The sequence below is a fragment of the Streptomyces sp. NPDC047081 genome, assembly GCF_040643775.1.
GTDB lineage: Bacteria > Actinomycetota > Actinomycetes > Streptomycetales > Streptomycetaceae > Streptomyces.
In genome coordinates this window covers 223,031-236,497 of the sequence record NZ_JBEYUY010000011.1, presented here as the reverse complement: position 1 = coordinate 236,497, position 13,467 = coordinate 223,031, and the positions used below count along the sequence as shown (strand labels likewise).

13 protein-coding genes are annotated in these 13,467 nt (G+C 71.3%); 8 read left to right on the top strand and 5 right to left on the bottom strand.

Annotated elements, in window-relative coordinates:
* Positions 1-109 precede the first annotated feature (109 nt).
* From ABZ848_RS22945 to ABZ848_RS22930, 4 genes are all read left to right on the top strand, one after another.
* Positions 110-1,249 carry a sugar ABC transporter substrate-binding protein gene (locus tag ABZ848_RS22945; protein WP_360834586.1) on the top strand — a complete coding sequence of 380 codons (1,140 nt, stop codon included), beginning with the start codon at positions 110-112 and terminating at the stop codon, positions 1,247-1,249.
* On the top strand, positions 1,246-2,298 hold the full coding sequence (locus ABZ848_RS22940; RefSeq protein ID WP_360834584.1) for an ABC transporter permease: 1,053 nt from the start codon (positions 1,246-1,248) through the stop codon (positions 2,296-2,298). Before ABZ848_RS22945 ends, ABZ848_RS22940 begins: the two co-directional genes overlap by 4 nt.
* Positions 2,295-3,059, top strand: a complete 765-nt coding sequence (locus tag ABZ848_RS22935; RefSeq protein WP_360834582.1) for an ATP-binding cassette domain-containing protein — start codon at positions 2,295-2,297, stop codon at positions 3,057-3,059. The genes ABZ848_RS22940 and ABZ848_RS22935 overlap by 4 nt, the downstream gene beginning before the upstream one ends.
* Before the next feature lie 190 nt (positions 3,060-3,249).
* The gene (locus ABZ848_RS22930; RefSeq protein ID WP_242765493.1) at positions 3,250-3,432 is read left to right on the top strand and encodes a hypothetical protein; all 183 of its coding nucleotides are present in this window, start codon (positions 3,250-3,252) and stop codon (positions 3,430-3,432) included.
* An 87-nt stretch (positions 3,433-3,519) separates the two neighbouring features.
* Here the strand turns inward: ABZ848_RS22930 and ABZ848_RS22925 are convergent, their stop codons facing one another.
* Positions 3,520-5,082 carry a FadD3 family acyl-CoA ligase gene (locus ABZ848_RS22925; RefSeq protein WP_360834579.1) on the bottom strand — a complete coding sequence of 521 codons (1,563 nt, stop codon included), beginning with the start codon at positions 5,080-5,082 and terminating at the stop codon, positions 3,520-3,522.
* A 104-nt stretch (positions 5,083-5,186) separates the two neighbouring features.
* Between ABZ848_RS22925 and ABZ848_RS22920 the strand changes: the two genes are divergently transcribed.
* From ABZ848_RS22920 to ABZ848_RS22910, 3 genes are read left to right on the top strand one after another with little or no spacing between them, the layout of a single operon-like run.
* The gene (locus ABZ848_RS22920; protein WP_360834577.1) at positions 5,187-6,341 is read left to right on the top strand and encodes a lipid-transfer protein; all 1,155 of its coding nucleotides are present in this window, start codon (positions 5,187-5,189) and stop codon (positions 6,339-6,341) included.
* 1 nt (position 6,342) lies between these two features.
* Positions 6,343-6,750 carry a Zn-ribbon domain-containing OB-fold protein gene (locus ABZ848_RS22915; RefSeq protein WP_360834575.1) on the top strand — a complete coding sequence of 136 codons (408 nt, stop codon included), beginning with the start codon at positions 6,343-6,345 and terminating at the stop codon, positions 6,748-6,750.
* Positions 6,747-7,520, top strand: coding sequence for an enoyl-CoA hydratase/isomerase family protein (locus tag ABZ848_RS22910; RefSeq protein WP_360834573.1), 774 nt, complete (start codon positions 6,747-6,749; stop codon positions 7,518-7,520). The genes ABZ848_RS22915 and ABZ848_RS22910 overlap by 4 nt, the downstream gene beginning before the upstream one ends.
* Positions 7,521-7,621: 101 nt before the next feature.
* On the opposite strand, the gene ABZ848_RS22905 is transcribed toward ABZ848_RS22910, so the two are convergent.
* Entirely contained in the window at positions 7,622-9,973 is a 2,352-nt protein-coding gene (locus tag ABZ848_RS22905) for a PQQ-binding-like beta-propeller repeat protein (protein ID WP_360834571.1), read from the bottom strand.
* A gap of 181 nt (positions 9,974-10,154) precedes the next feature.
* Positions 10,155-10,889 carry a VOC family protein gene (locus tag ABZ848_RS22900; protein WP_360834570.1) on the bottom strand — a complete coding sequence of 245 codons (735 nt, stop codon included), beginning with the start codon at positions 10,887-10,889 and terminating at the stop codon, positions 10,155-10,157.
* A 122-nt stretch (positions 10,890-11,011) separates the two neighbouring features.
* Between ABZ848_RS22900 and ABZ848_RS22895 the strand changes: the two genes are divergently transcribed.
* Positions 11,012-11,659 (top strand): TetR family transcriptional regulator, encoded by a 648-nt coding sequence (locus ABZ848_RS22895; RefSeq protein ID WP_360834568.1) that lies wholly within the window; start codon positions 11,012-11,014, stop codon positions 11,657-11,659.
* Positions 11,660-11,752: 93 nt separating this feature from the next.
* Here the strand turns inward: ABZ848_RS22895 and ABZ848_RS22890 are convergent, their stop codons facing one another.
* Both ABZ848_RS22890 and ABZ848_RS22885 read right to left on the bottom strand, forming a co-directional pair.
* Positions 11,753-12,229 carry a nitroreductase/quinone reductase family protein gene (locus tag ABZ848_RS22890; RefSeq protein WP_360834566.1) on the bottom strand — a complete coding sequence of 159 codons (477 nt, stop codon included), beginning with the start codon at positions 12,227-12,229 and terminating at the stop codon, positions 11,753-11,755.
* Positions 12,226-13,413 (bottom strand): acyl-CoA dehydrogenase family protein, encoded by a 1,188-nt coding sequence (locus ABZ848_RS22885; protein WP_360834564.1) that lies wholly within the window; start codon positions 13,411-13,413, stop codon positions 12,226-12,228. The genes ABZ848_RS22890 and ABZ848_RS22885 overlap by 4 nt, the downstream gene beginning before the upstream one ends.
* Between the last annotated feature and the right edge of the window lie 54 nt (positions 13,414-13,467).

Genomic DNA, 13,467 nt, shown 5'->3' with positions numbered 1-13,467 from the left:
GCTCAGGGCCTTGACGACATATCAGGCCAGTTCTACGTTCAGCCCCACGAAACGTGCCGAACGTCGTTCGAAATACCGAGCAGCATGGGCCGAGCGCGCCGGAGTCGTCATGAAGAAGATCGATCCGCAGGTGGAAGAGGCCGTCGACACGCTCAGCCTGAACGGGCTGGCCAGGCGGCGACTGCTGAGCGGTGCCGGAATGGTGAGCGCATCGGCCGCCGCGGCGGCCCTGCTGTCCGCCTGCTCGGCCGGCAACAAGAGTGACGACAACAAGTCGGGCGGCGGTGTCGGCGACTTCCCGAAGACGCCGAAGTGGAAGTTCGTGTTCGTCAACCACGTCACGACGAACCCGTTCTTCACTCCGACGCAGTACGGCGCCGCGGACGCCTGCGCGCTCCTGAACGCCTCGTTCCAGTGGACCGGCTCGAAGGACTCCAGCGTCCCGGAGATGGTCAGCGCCATGAGCTCGGCCATCTCCGCGAAGGCCGACGGCATCGCGATAGCGGTCGTCGACAAGAACGCCTTCACCTCACCCGTCGACAAGGCCCTCGACGCCGGCATCCCGACCCTCTCGTACAACGCGGACGGGGCGAAGGGGGACCCGGGGACGAACCGGCTCTGCTACGTCGGGCAGGACCTCTACCAGTCCGGGGTCGAGCTGGGCCGCCGTATCGCCTCGCTGATGCCGTCCGGCGGGGAGGCGGTCGGGTTCATCGCCACCCCGGGCGCGCTCAACATCCAGCCGCGCATCGACGGGGCGACCGACGCGATCAAGGCATCCGGCAAGTCGATCGACTTCAAGTCGGTCGCCAGCGGCGCGGAGCTCCCCCAGGAGCTGTCGACCATCGACGCGTACGTCAGCGGACACAAGGGCCTCAAGGGCCTGTTCGCGGTCGACGCGGGCTCGACGGAGAACGTCGGCAAGGTCGTGAAGAAGTACGGCCTCAAGAGCAAGGGCGTGGTCGCGGGCGGCTTCGACCTGAACCCCAACACCCTCACCGCGATCAAAGCGGGTGACCTCGACTTCACCATCGACCAACAGCCCTATCTGCAGGGCTTCCTGAGCGTGCTCTACCTGTGGCTGTTCAAGCTGTCCGGCGGACTGGTGATCCCGAGCGTCACCGACACCGGCCTGCTCTTCGTGACCAAGGACAACGTCGACCCCTATCTGCAGACCAAGACGCGGTTCGAGGGCTCCAGCACGAAGCAGCAGCTGGTCAAGCGCTCCGGCTCCATCGCACACGCATGAGCGAGCGGGCCGTGCAGGACGCGACCGGCGGGACGACCACCACGGCCGGTACCCCGCCGGTGCGGCGGCACGGCCCGCTGCGCCTGGCCTTCGAGGCGTTCGTCATCCGCCGCGAGGCCACCATCTTCATCGTCGCGGTGGGCCTGCTGCTCTACTTCTGGTCCAACAACTCGGACTTCCTGGCCCGCAGCAACCTGGTCAACCTCTCCCAGCAGACGGCACCGTACGCGATCATCGCGGCGGGCATGGTGCTGCTGCTGGTCAGCGGCGAGATCGACCTGTCGGTGGGCGCCGTCTTCGCCCTGTCGCCGTTCCTGATGCACTACATGATCGACTACTACGGCACGTACCCGATCGTCGCGATCATCGGCTCGGTACTGGCCGGCGCCGTCGTCGGACTCGTCAACGGCTTCGTGGTGGTCGTGCTCAAGGTGCCGTCGTTCGTCGCCACGCTCGGCATGCTCTTCCTCATCCTCGGCATCATGCTGACCACGTCGCACGCGTACCCGGCCCAGATCCCCGAGGCGGCGCACGGGGTGCGCGGCTGGTTCGGGCAGGCGGACTGGTCGGAACTGATCTGGTGCCTGATCATCGTCGCGTACTTCCACGTGGTGCTCACCCGCTCGCGCTGGGGTCTGCACACCATCGCCACCGGCGGCAACCCGCTCGGCGCGAGCGAGGCCGGCATCAGGACCGGCCGCATCAAGTTCGGCAACTTCATGGCCACCAGCGCCCTCGGGGCCTTCGCCGGCATCCTGGAGGCCTTCCGCGTCGACTCGATCGACCCGACCTCCGCGGGTGCGGACGGCGCCTCCCCGATGTTCACCGCCGTCTCCGCCGCGGTCATCGGCGGTACGGCGCTGGCCGGCGGCTCGGGGACGGTCGTCGGCGCGCTGCTCGGCGCGCTCGTCCTCGCGGAGCTGCGCAACGGGTTCAACCTCATCGGCATCAACGCCAACCCGTTCAACATCATCCTCGGTGCGGCGATCATCCTCTCCATGGTGCTCAACGTGTACCTGACCAGACTGCGAAGGGCAGGCCGCCGATGAGCGGGCCGGCACCGGCACCGGCGCTCTCCGTGGAGCACGTGGCCAAGGGCTTCGGCGCGGTCACGGCGCTGCGGGACGTGAACCTGCGCCTGGACAAGGGTGAGGTGCTCGCCCTGGTCGGTGACAACGGCGCCGGCAAGTCGACCCTGCTGAAGATCCTCTGCGGCTTCCACCGGCCCGACGCCGGCCGCATCCTCCTGAACGGCGAGGAGGTGACGCTCAAGTCGGTCGACCACGCTCGCTCGCTCGGCATCGACGCGGTGTACCAGGACCTGGCGCTGGTGAACGAGCTGACGGTCTACCACAACATGTTCCTGAACCGGGAGAAGATCCGCCCCACCCGCCTGCTGAACAACCGCGCGATGCGCAGGATCGCCCAGGAGCACCTGGACGAGATGGGCGTGAACATCCCGTCGGTCGACGTCGAGGTCGCCAAGCTCTCCGGCGGCCAGCGCCAGGCCATCGCCGTGGCCCGCTCGGTCTACTCCGAGGCCAGGGTCCTCCTCCTCGACGAGCCCCTGGCCGCGATGGGCGCCAAGGAAGGCGCCCTCATCCTCGACCTGGTCAACGACCTCAAGGCCCGCGGCGAGGTGTCCGTCATCATCATCGCCCACAACTACGCCCAGGTCTTCGAGGTCTGCGACCGGGTCAACCTGCTCCAGCACGGCGAGATCACCTTCGACAAGCGCACGTCTCAGACGTCGGTGGCCGAGCTGACCGACCTGGTGGTCGAGGAGTACCGGCGGTCGAGGACCAAGTAGGGCGTTCATCGTTCGTTTATCGCCACCCGGCACTCTCGTCCTGTCGTTCCGTCGCGTCGGGGGGCAGACGGGTCGACCTGGGCCGTTGCACTACGGTGAGCGGTCACGAAGCCGGCCCGGCGGCCCTCGGGGGAGTCGCCGGGCCGGCGGCCACATCAAGAGACCTGAACTGTCAGGGGAGGCAGTCGTCATGAGCGACGAGAACACCACGGACAACCTGCACGCCACGGACGTCGAGGACGGCACCGAGGTCAGCCCGGACAACCTGCACGCGACCAGCGAGCCGCTCACCGGGGTGAACCCGCTCAAGGCGGACAGCGGCACCGCCACGGTCACGCCGGACAACCTGCACGCGACCGACGAGAAGGCCTGAGGCTCTTTCCCGCACGGGGACGGCCGCGGCGGCGCCGAGGGGGAGCCGCCGCGGCCGAGGCATGTCCGGAGTCACCAGCGAGCCGGGTCAACCGCGGCCGCGCAGCTCCCCCTTGACCACCTTCCCGCTCGCGTTCCGCGGCAGCTCCGGCACGAACTCCACCTCTCTGGGCACCTTGTAGTTGGCCATCTCCCGCCGCGCCCACGCGATCAGGTCGTCCGCCGTGAGCACCGAGTCCGCCCGACGCACCACATAGGCCTTCCCGACCTCGCCGAGCCGCGGGTCCGGTACGCCGATCACCGCGACGTCCGCCACCGCCGGGTGCAGCCCGAGCAGTTGCTCTATCTCCGCCGGATACGCGTTGAAGCCGCCGACGATGAACATGTCCTTGATGCGGTCGGTGATCCGCAGATTCCCCGCACCGTCCAGCACCCCCACGTCCCCCGTCCGCAGCCAGCCGTCCTCGGTGACCGTCTCGGCCGTGGCCGCCGCGTCCTCGTAGTAGCCGCGCATCACGTTGAAGCCGCGCACCAGCACCTCGCCGGGCTGTCCGGCCGGGGCCGCGACCCGCACCTCCGTGCCGGGTATCGCCCGCCCGGACGTCGAGGCGATCACCTTCGGGTCGTCGCCGCGCCGGCACATCGTCACGATGCCGCTGGCCTCCGACAGCCCGTACGCCGTCAGGACGGTCTCCACGCCCAGTTCGCCGCGCAGCCGCTCCACCAGTCGCAGGGGTACGACCGCGGCACCCGTCACCACCAGCCGCAGCGCCGAGAGGTCGTGCGCGTCGCGCGCGGGATGGTCCAGCAGCGACTGGTGCAGGGTCGGCGGGCCGGGCAGCACCGAGACCCGCTCCGCGGCGATGTTCGCCAGCGCCGTGTCCACGTTGAAGACCGGCTGCGGAATCATCGTCGCGCCGCGCATCAGACAGGCCAGCACCCCGGCCTTGTAACCGAAGGTGTGGAAGAAGGGGTTCACGATCAGATAGCGGTCGCCCCGCCTCAACCCGGCCAGGTCGCACCAGATCTCGTACGCCCGCAGGGTCTGCGCGTGCGTGATCACCGCGCCCTTGGGGCGGCCCGTCGTACCGGACGTGAAGACGATGTCGGAGGGGCGGTCGCCGTCCAGTTCGGCCTCCCGCGCCCGGACTTCGCGGGCGCCGACGCCGTCCCCGCCCGCCAGGAAGTCCTTCCAGGTGCTCCAGGTACGGAAGTCGGCCGGCGCGTCCTCCGACAGCACCACCACCCGGTCGAGCTCCGGCAGCCCCGGCCCCTCCGTGATCGCCCGCCGCAGCGAGGCCACGTACGAGGTCCCCAGGAACGCGCCGGTGACGAAGAGCAGCCGCGCCCCGCTGCGGCGCAGCACGTCCGCCGCCTCGGCGCCCTTGAAGCGGGTGTTGACCGGCACGAGCACCGCGCCGGCCGAGACAGCGCCGAGCGCCGCCACGATCCAGTCCAGGGAGTTCGGGGCCCAGATCCCGACCCGGTCGCCCGGCTCCACGCCCGCCGCGACACAGGCCGCCGCCGACCGCTCGACGCGGGCGCCGAGTTCGGCGTACGAGATCCGGGTACGGCCCTCCACCACCGCCTCGGTGCCGGCGTACCGCTCCGCCGCCGAGCGGACCAGGCCCGGGACGGTCCCCCACTCCATGTCTCCGCGCACAGCGGCCTCCCGCCTAGTAGCTGACTACCCGTCAGATTATCGGTACTCTGACGCCCTGTCAGCTTCCCTGTCCCCACGCGGAGGTGCCCGACATGGCCGGACTCAAGGACGCCACCGCGATCGTCGGCATAGGCCAGACCGCCTTCGCCCGGCAACTCCCGGAGGACGAACGCACCTTGGCCTGCCGCGCCGTCCTCGCCGCCCTCGACGACGCCGGGATCGCCCCCGGCGAGGTCGACGCCCTCGCCTCGTACACGATGGAGGAGACCGACGAGGTGGAGCTGGCGAAGGCGGTCGGCCTCGGGGACCTGACCTTCTTCAGCAAGGTCGGCTACGGCGGCGGCGGTTCGTGTGCCACGGTCGCCCACCTGGCCGCCGCGATAGCCGCGGGGCAGGCCACGGTCGGCGTCGCCTGGCGGTCCCGCAAGCGCGGCAGCGGACCGCGCCCCTGGAAGAACACGACCGTCCAACTCCCCACCCCGGCCCAGTGGACCCGCCCCTTCGGCCTGCTCCGCCCCGCCGACGAGATAGCCATGCTCACCCGCCGCTACATGCACGAGTACGGCGCCACCCGCGACCACCTCTTCAACGTCGCCCTCGCCTGCCGCAACCGCGCCAACCAGAACCCCGCCGCGATCATGTACGAGCGCCCGCTGACCCGCGAGATGTACATGACCTCCCGCTGGATCAGCGAGCCCCTCTGCCTCTTCGACAACTGCCTTGAGACGGACGGGGCGTTGGCGTGCGTGGTGGTCAGCAGGGAGCGGGCGCGCGACTGCCGGCGGCGGCCCGTGTACGTCCACTCCGCCGCCCAGGGTCTGCCCGCCCAGCACCACGGCATGGTCAACTACTGGAACGACGACCCGCTCACCGGCCCCGCCTGGACCGCCGCCCGACACCTGTGGAAACACGCCGACTTCACACCCCAGGACGTCGACGTCGCCCAGATCTACGACGCGTTCACCGCACTGATCCCGCTCTCCCTGGAGGGCTACGGCTTCTGCGGCCGCGGCGAGGGCGGCGCCTTCACGGAGCAGGGCGCCCTGGAGATCGGCGGCCGGCTGCCGATCAACACCGGTGGCGGCGGGCTGAGCGAGGCCTACGTCCACGGCTTCAACCTCATCAACGAAGGCGTACGGCAGCTGCGGGGCACCAGCACCGCGCAGGTCCCGGACGCGGGCACCTGCCTGGTGACCGCCGGCGAGGGCGTTCCGACCTCCGCGCTGCTGCTGACCAACAGGAGTTGACATGCTGGACCCGGTCAAGGACGACGACGGCGCCCCCTTCTGGCGGTACGCGGCCGAGGGCGAACTGCGCGTGCAGGCCTGCGCCGACTGCGGCGAACTCCGCTTCCCGCCCCGCCCCTGCTGCCCGCACTGCCAGTCCTTCGCGACCGAGTGGCGGCCCGTCTCGGGGCGCGGGCGTATCTGGTCGTACGTCGTCCCGCACCCGCCGCTGCTGCCCGACTACGCGGCGCAGGCCCCGTACAACGTGATCGTCGTCGAGCTGGAGGACGCCCCCCGGATCCGGCTGGTCGGCAATCTCGTCAGCGCGGCCGGGGCGGCCCTCAACTCCCTTGATCCACACGGCATCCGGATCGGCACCCGCGTGCACGCGGTGTTCGCCGACGGGCTGGTGCAGTGGGTGCGGTCGTGACCGCCGTACGGGTGACGGCCGACAAGGACTCCGGCGTCGCCATCGTCACCCTCGACCGCCCGGCCCGCCTCAACGCCATCGACCTCGCCATGCGCGACGAACTGCGCACCGTCTGGGGCGAGTTGCGCTTCGACGACTCGGTGCGCGCGATCGTCCTCACCGGAGCGGGCGACCGGGCCTTCAGCACCGGCCTCGACCGGGACGCGGTGGTCCCGCAGCCCAACTCCCCCTACATGGCGGACGATCCGCTCCTCCACGTCGGCCCCAAGTCGAACGACCTGTGGAAACCGGTCGTCGCCGCCGTGCGGGGCATGGCCTGCGGCGGCGCCTTCTACCTCCTCGGCGAGGCGGACTTCGTCGTGGCCGACCCGAGCGCCGCCTTCTTCGACCCGCACACCACGTACGGCATGGTCAGCGCGTACGAGTCGGTGCTGATGAGCGGGCGGATGCCGTACGGCGAAGTCGCCCGCATGATGCTCATGGGCACGGCGGAACGGATCGGGGCGCGGCGGGCGTACGACATCGGGCTGGTCTCGGAACTCACCGGGCCCGGCGGGGCGTTGGCGGCCGCGACGGAGTGCGCCACGGTGATCGCCGGCTACCCGCCGGAGGGCGTCCAGGGCACGGTCCGCGCCCTGTGGGCGGCCAAGGAGGCGAACCTCGCGGCCGGATACGCGCAGGCCCCGCACCTGATCGCCCTCGGCAACCTCCCGGGCGAACGGCAGGCGGAACTGTTCACCGCCCGGAATCGAACATTCCGCACCCGCTGACACCACATGGCGACGACCGCGCACCCGGCGTAGCGTCTAGGTGGGACGGCCGCCGTCCACACCCTTCCGTGCGCTTGGTACGACGGCCGTCACCTCATCGCTCAGGCGGTACGGGCCGTGCCCGTGCCCTTCTCCGCGTCCAGCGCGTACACGCAGCGGTCCTTGCTGCACGCGTACACGACCCCGTCCCGGACAACCGGCGAACCGGTGATCTCGCCGCCGGTCGCGAGCTTCCAGCGCAGCCGGCCGTCGTCGGCCTTCAGGGTGTAGAGCAGGTGGTCCGTGGAGCCGAAGTGGATACGGCCCTCCGCGACCGCCGGGGCGCCCACGATGTCGCCGCCCGCCTGGAAGCGCCATTTGGGTGTGCCGGTGACCGCGTCCAGGGTGTAGAGGCCCTTGCCGCTGCCGACGTGGACGTGCCCCGCGGCCACCAGGACCGGGTCGACCGAGGAGCGGGACTCGGTGGCGATGCGCCAGCGGTCACGGCCGTCGGCCGCGTCGAGGGCGTACACCGTGCCGAGGTAGTCGGCGAGGTAGATGCCGCCGCCGGTGACGGCCGGGCCGGGCGCGAAGGTCGGCGGGGAGAGGAAGACCGCCGGGGCCTCGAAGTGCCACTTCACATGGCCGCTCGCCACGTCCAGCGCGAGGACGCGGGTGCCGGCGGAGACGTACACATAGCCGTCCGGCGCGTGCGTCAGCCGGACCGGGACGCCGCCGCAGGAGGCCGCGTCGCCGATCGGGTACGACCAGCGCTCCTCGGCCGTACGGGCGTCCAGGGCGCGCAGCCGGGCGTCCTGCCAGACGTAGACCGTGCCGTCGTGCACGGCGGGACCGGCCTCGGGCGACTCGAAGTCGGTCTGGGCGCCGGACAGCTCCCACAGCTTCTGCCCGTTCGAGGCCTCCCAGCCCTGGACGCCGCCGCCCCGGGTGCCGGTGACGACCGTGCCGCGGTCGGCGTGCAGGGAGTACACCCAGCCATCTGTGGACAGCCGCCACAGGTCCGTGCCCTCGCGGGCGTTCAGGGCGAACAGCATCGGCCCGTCCGAGGCGTGGATGACCCCGTCCGAGACCGCCATCGACCAGGCGACGTCCCGCGTCTTGAAGCGCCGCCTGCCCGTGGCCACGTCCAGCGCGTGCACCTCGAAGGAGGTGACGTACACCAGGTCCCCGGCGACCGACGGGGTGCCCCACACGTCGTTCGACATGCGGAAACGCCAGGGACGCCAACCGCCGGCCGTCTCCGGGGGCGCGGTGGGGGCCGACGAGGGTACGACGGGGTCGGCGCCGTTGACGCCGGGGCGCGGCTTGGCCCAGGAGGCGGCCAGGGCGGCCTCCGGCGGGGGTGCCTTCACGGCGGCGGCGCGGACGTCGGAGACACGGGGGCCGGGGCCGATCGGCACCTGGGCGCCGGCCAGCCGGACCGGACCGGTGTCGGGGGCGCCCACGGGCACGGGCGAGGGGACCGCGGGGTCGTACGAGGGCGGGGGCGGCGGGACGGGGGCCTGGCGGCCGCCTCCGCTGCGGGCGCCGCCCTGCTGGCCGGGCTTGGCTGCCGGGCGGCCGTTGCGCCGCGCCTCGATCAGGCTCACCGCGCGCTCGGGCAGCCAGGCCGAGGCCGTACCGCTGTCGTCGGAGCCGGAGCCGAAGAGGTGCGGGGCCAGCTGGGCCTGGAGGTCGGCCGGGTTCGGGCGGCTGGTCGCCTCCATCTGCATGAGGGACTCGATCAGCGGGCGCAGCTCGTTCGGCAGGCCCTCCAGGTCCGGGCCCTCGCGCAGCAGCATGAAGACCGTCTCGACCGGGTTGGCGCCGTGGAAGGGCGGGTGGCCGGTGGCCGCGAAGACCAGCATCGAGCCGAGCGAGAAGACGTCACTCGCGCCCGTGACGGAGCGGGAGTCCTTGGCCTGCTCGGGGGACATGTAGGCGGGCGTACCGACCGCCACGTTCGTCATGGTCAGACGGGTGTTCGAAACGCCGGACGCGATGCCGAAGTCGATGACCCGCGGGCCGTCCTCCACGACGAGGACGTTCGAGGGCTTGAGGTCGCGGTGGACCAGCCCGGCGCCATGGATGGACTGGAGCGCCTCGGCGACGCCCGCCGCCAGCCAGCGCACCGCCTGGGCCGGGAGCGGCCCGCACTCGTTCACTATCTCTTCGAGCGAGGGCGCGGGGACGTACGCGGTGGCCAGCCACGGCACGGCGGCACGGGGATCGGCGTCCACCACGGCGGCCGTGTAGAAACCGGAGACCGCTCGCGCCGCCTCCACCTCGCGGGTGAAGCGGACGCGGAAGAGCTGGTCCTCGGCGAGCTCCGTACGGACCGTCTTGATCGCCACGCGCCGGCCGGAAGCCGAGCGCGCGAGATAGACCAGCCCCATGCCGCCGGCACCCAGCCGTCCCAGCACCTCGAACGGCCCGATCCGCCGCGGATCGTGCTGCGTCAGCTGATCCACCACTTGCCTGCCACCTCCCCGTACGGGCCCCGTCACCCACATATGTACGCGACCCCGTGCAGCGTCTCACCACCGCACCACCCCTGGCGGCGCGCACCCTGATTCTTCCTGTCCCGGGCGCTGGTTGCGAACCCGGGTCCGAAACGGGGTGTCTCACGCAAACCGGGACGATTCGCCCGCCGATTCACCCGCCGAGCCGCTCCAGTACCGCGAACGACGCCCCCTGATTGTCCGTGACGAGCGCCACCTTTCCGTAAGACGTCTCGAATGGTGGTGCCTGTACCCGGCCGCCGAGCCGGTTCACCGTCCCGAGGACGGATTCACAGTCCTCGACCTGGAAGTGGACCAGGAAGTGGGGCGGCATTTCGGCCGGAAACACCTCCGAGACGGCCGCCCGGCCGAAATCGGGCTTCGCGTCCGGCCCGAACAGGGCGTCGTGGAAGAGGCCGCCGTAGAAGTCGTTCGCGGCCTCGGTGTCCCGGGCGTACAGCTCCGCCCAGGCGAAGGCGCCGGGCTCGTGCCGCCTGCCGAAGCCGGGGTGGCTGCCCGGCTCCCAGAGGCCGAAGACTGCCCCCTCCGGGTCCGTGACCAGCGCGGTCGTGCCCAGGTCGCCCACCGGCAGCGGCGCCGTGACGACCTGTCCGCCGGCCGCCCAGACCCGGTCGGCGAGCGCCTCCACGTCCGGCGTCGCGAAGTACACCGTCCAGACGGTGGGCATACGGCCGTCCGTCTTGTGCGCGAGCGCGGCGACCGGCTCGCCCTCCTGGAACGCCCATACGGAGCCGCCGTAGCGCTGCTCCTCGAAGGTCCACCCGAAGAGCTCACCGTAGAACCGCCTGCCCGCCTCGACGTCGGGAAGCTGCGCGTCCACCCAGCAGGGGACGCCCTCTCCGTACGCGGATGCCCTGTTTTCGGCCATGCGGCAAAAGTAACGGCGCCTCGCGCACCGCGCAGGACCAGCACAACCGTCTCCACGTCCTCATGCACCCCATTTGCAGTCGGCCGAATCGCGCTCCGATCACCCCTCGGTAAGCTGACGGCATGACAGGACAAGTGCGTACCGTCGACGGCCGCGTGGCCGGCCGGCGTGGGCAGGCGACCCGGCAGAAGCTGCTCGACTGCCTCAGCGAGATGCTCAGCTCGTCGCCCTACCGGGACGTCAAAGTCATTGATGTCGCCCGGAAGGCGGGGACTTCGCCCGCGACCTTCTACCAGTACTTCCCGGACGTCGAGGGCGCCGTCCTGGAGATCGCCGAGCAAATGGCCACGGAGGGCGGCCAGTTGACCGCGCTTCTGGAGGGCCGGTCATGGGTCGGCAAGGCCGGCTGGACCACGGCCCAGGAACTCGTGGACGGTTTCCTGGAGTTCTGGCGCAAGAACGACGCGATCCTGCGTGTGGTCGACCTCGGCGCCGCCGAGGGGGACAAACGCTTCTACAAGATCCGTATGAAGATCCTGAACTCGGTGAACAACTCCCTCACCGACTCGATCACGGAACTTCAGTCCAAGGGCAAGGTCGACAAGGACGTGAACCCGGCGGCGGTCGCCGGTTCGCTGGTCGCGATGCTCGCGGCCGTCGCCTCGCACCAGAAGGGCTTCCAGACCTGGGGCGTCAAGCAGGCCGAACTCAAGCCGAACCTGGCGCTGTTGGTGCACCTGGGCGTGACCGGAAAGAAGCCGACGAAGTAAGTCCGCGCCCTCCGGTTCAAGTCCTGTCTGGCAGGCGGTGGTTCACGGGTGACCCGTGAACCACCGCCTGTTGTGCTGCGCGGGCAGCACGCACTACGAGTCGCGCCGGCTGATCCGGAAGACCCGAATCTCCCGCTCGACCCGCTCCTGATAGGTCGCGTACGGCGGCCAGAACGCCAGCAGCCGCTTCCAGACCGCCGCCCGCTCCTCGCCCTCAAGCAGCCGGGCCCGCACCGGAATGTCCGTGCCCTTCCAGCTGATCTCGGCGTCCGGATGGGCGAGGAGGTTGTGGGTCCAGGCGGGGTGGTCCGTACGCCCGAAGTTGGACCCGATGAGGATCCACTCGCGCCCGCCCTCCTCAGGCATGCACGCGAGGGGAGTCCGGCGGGGCACCCCGCTGCGCGCCCCCTTGGCCGTGAGGATCACGCCCGGCAGCATCTGGGCGCTGACCAGCACCTTCCCCCGGGTGAGCCGGTGGACGGCGCGGTCCAGGGCCGGAATGACATGCGGGGCCACCTTGGCGAAGCCCTTGGTCGAGGACACCCGCTGCACCATTCGTTCGCCGATCACACCGACACCTCCCGGCCCTCGAAGAGTCGCGCCGCGTCCGCCGCATGCGCCCGCAGCCGGTGCACCGGCCCGAACAGCAGCTCGTCGCCGGCGGCGCGCTTGAAGTAGAGATGAGCGTCGTGCTCCCAGGTGAAGCCGATGCCCCCGTGCAGCTGGATCCCCTCGGCGGCGGCGCACCGCAGCGCCTCCAGCGCCTGCGCGAGCGCCAGCCCGCCCGCGCTCTCGCCCTGCCCGGCCGCCCAGGCCGCGTAGTACGCCGCCGAGCGCGCCGCCTGAAGCTGTACGTACACGTCGGCCAGCCGGTGCTTGACCGCCTGGAACGACCCGATCGCCCGCCCGAACTGCTCCCGCTGCTTCACGTACTCGACCGTCCGCTCCAACGCCCGGTCGGCGGCCCCGACGGCCTCGCAGGCGAGCACGGCGGCGGCCGAGTCCCCGACGGCACGAAGGGCGCCGAGCACCCCGCGCCCGTCCTCGCCGCCCAGCAACTCGGCCTCCACGTCCCGGAGTTGCAGCCGTCCCTGCGGCCGGGTGGCGTCCAGGGCGGTCTGCCGTACCCGCACGAGCCCCGCCGCGTCGCCGGACACGAGGAAGAACAGGGTCCGCGACCGAGCGAACCCACCGGCATGCGCGGCGACCACCAGAAGCTCCGCGCTGTGCCCGTCGAGCACCTGCCCGACCTCCCCGTACAGCCGCCACCCCTCCCCCGCCCGCCGGGCCTGCACGCCTCCCGCACGCCCGCCGCCGGCCCACTCCCCGCCGTTGCCGCCGGTCAGCGCGAGGGCGGTGGCCAGCGCGGTGCCGGGTACGGCGAGGGCGGCGGTGAGGGCGCCGGAGGCGAGCCGGGGCAGCAGCGCGGCGCACTGGGCCTCTGTACCGAGGGCGCGTACGACCGGCCCGGCGAGGACGGCGGTGGCGAGCAGCGGCACCGGCGCCAGCACCCTCCCCAACTCCTCCCCTGCGAGGGCGAGTTCGGTGACCGAGCAGCCGACACCGCCGTACGCCTCGGGGAGGGCGAGTCCGGGCAGGCCGAGCTGTTCGGCGAGGGCGGACCAGAGGGCGGGGTCGTGGCCGCCGGGTGTGTCGAGGGCGGCGCGGAGCTCCTCGGGTCCGCAGCGCCGGTGCAGGAGTTCGCGCAGCGTACGGCGGATCTCGTCCTGTTCGGCGGTGAAGCCTGCGTCCATGACTCTTCCCTCCCGATCTGACGGTCCGTCATATTAGGAGCGCCGAAGCGATAT

Excerpts from the sequence above, each read along its gene's own strand:
- ABZ848_RS22885 (WP_360834564.1), bottom strand. The coding sequence starts at position 13,413 with ATGGACGCAGGCTTCACCGCCGAACAGGACGAGATCCGCCGTACGCTG.
- ABZ848_RS22935 (WP_360834582.1), top strand. The coding sequence starts at position 2,295 with ATGAGCGGGCCGGCACCGGCACCGGCGCTCTCCGTGGAGCACGTGGCC.
- ABZ848_RS22895 (WP_360834568.1), top strand. The coding sequence starts at position 11,012 with ATGACAGGACAAGTGCGTACCGTCGACGGCCGCGTGGCCGGCCGGCGT.
- ABZ848_RS22920 (WP_360834577.1), top strand. The coding sequence starts at position 5,187 with ATGGCCGGACTCAAGGACGCCACCGCGATCGTCGGCATAGGCCAGACC.
- ABZ848_RS22915 (WP_360834575.1), top strand. The coding sequence starts at position 6,343 with ATGCTGGACCCGGTCAAGGACGACGACGGCGCCCCCTTCTGGCGGTAC.
- ABZ848_RS22900 (WP_360834570.1), bottom strand. The coding sequence starts at position 10,889 with ATGGCCGAAAACAGGGCATCCGCGTACGGAGAGGGCGTCCCCTGCTGG.
- ABZ848_RS22930 (WP_242765493.1), top strand. The coding sequence starts at position 3,250 with ATGAGCGACGAGAACACCACGGACAACCTGCACGCCACGGACGTCGAG.
- ABZ848_RS22925 (WP_360834579.1), bottom strand. The coding sequence starts at position 5,082 with ATGGAGTGGGGGACCGTCCCGGGCCTGGTCCGCTCGGCGGCGGAGCGG.
- ABZ848_RS22945 (WP_360834586.1), top strand. The coding sequence starts at position 110 with ATGAAGAAGATCGATCCGCAGGTGGAAGAGGCCGTCGACACGCTCAGC.
- ABZ848_RS22940 (WP_360834584.1), top strand. The coding sequence starts at position 1,246 with ATGAGCGAGCGGGCCGTGCAGGACGCGACCGGCGGGACGACCACCACG.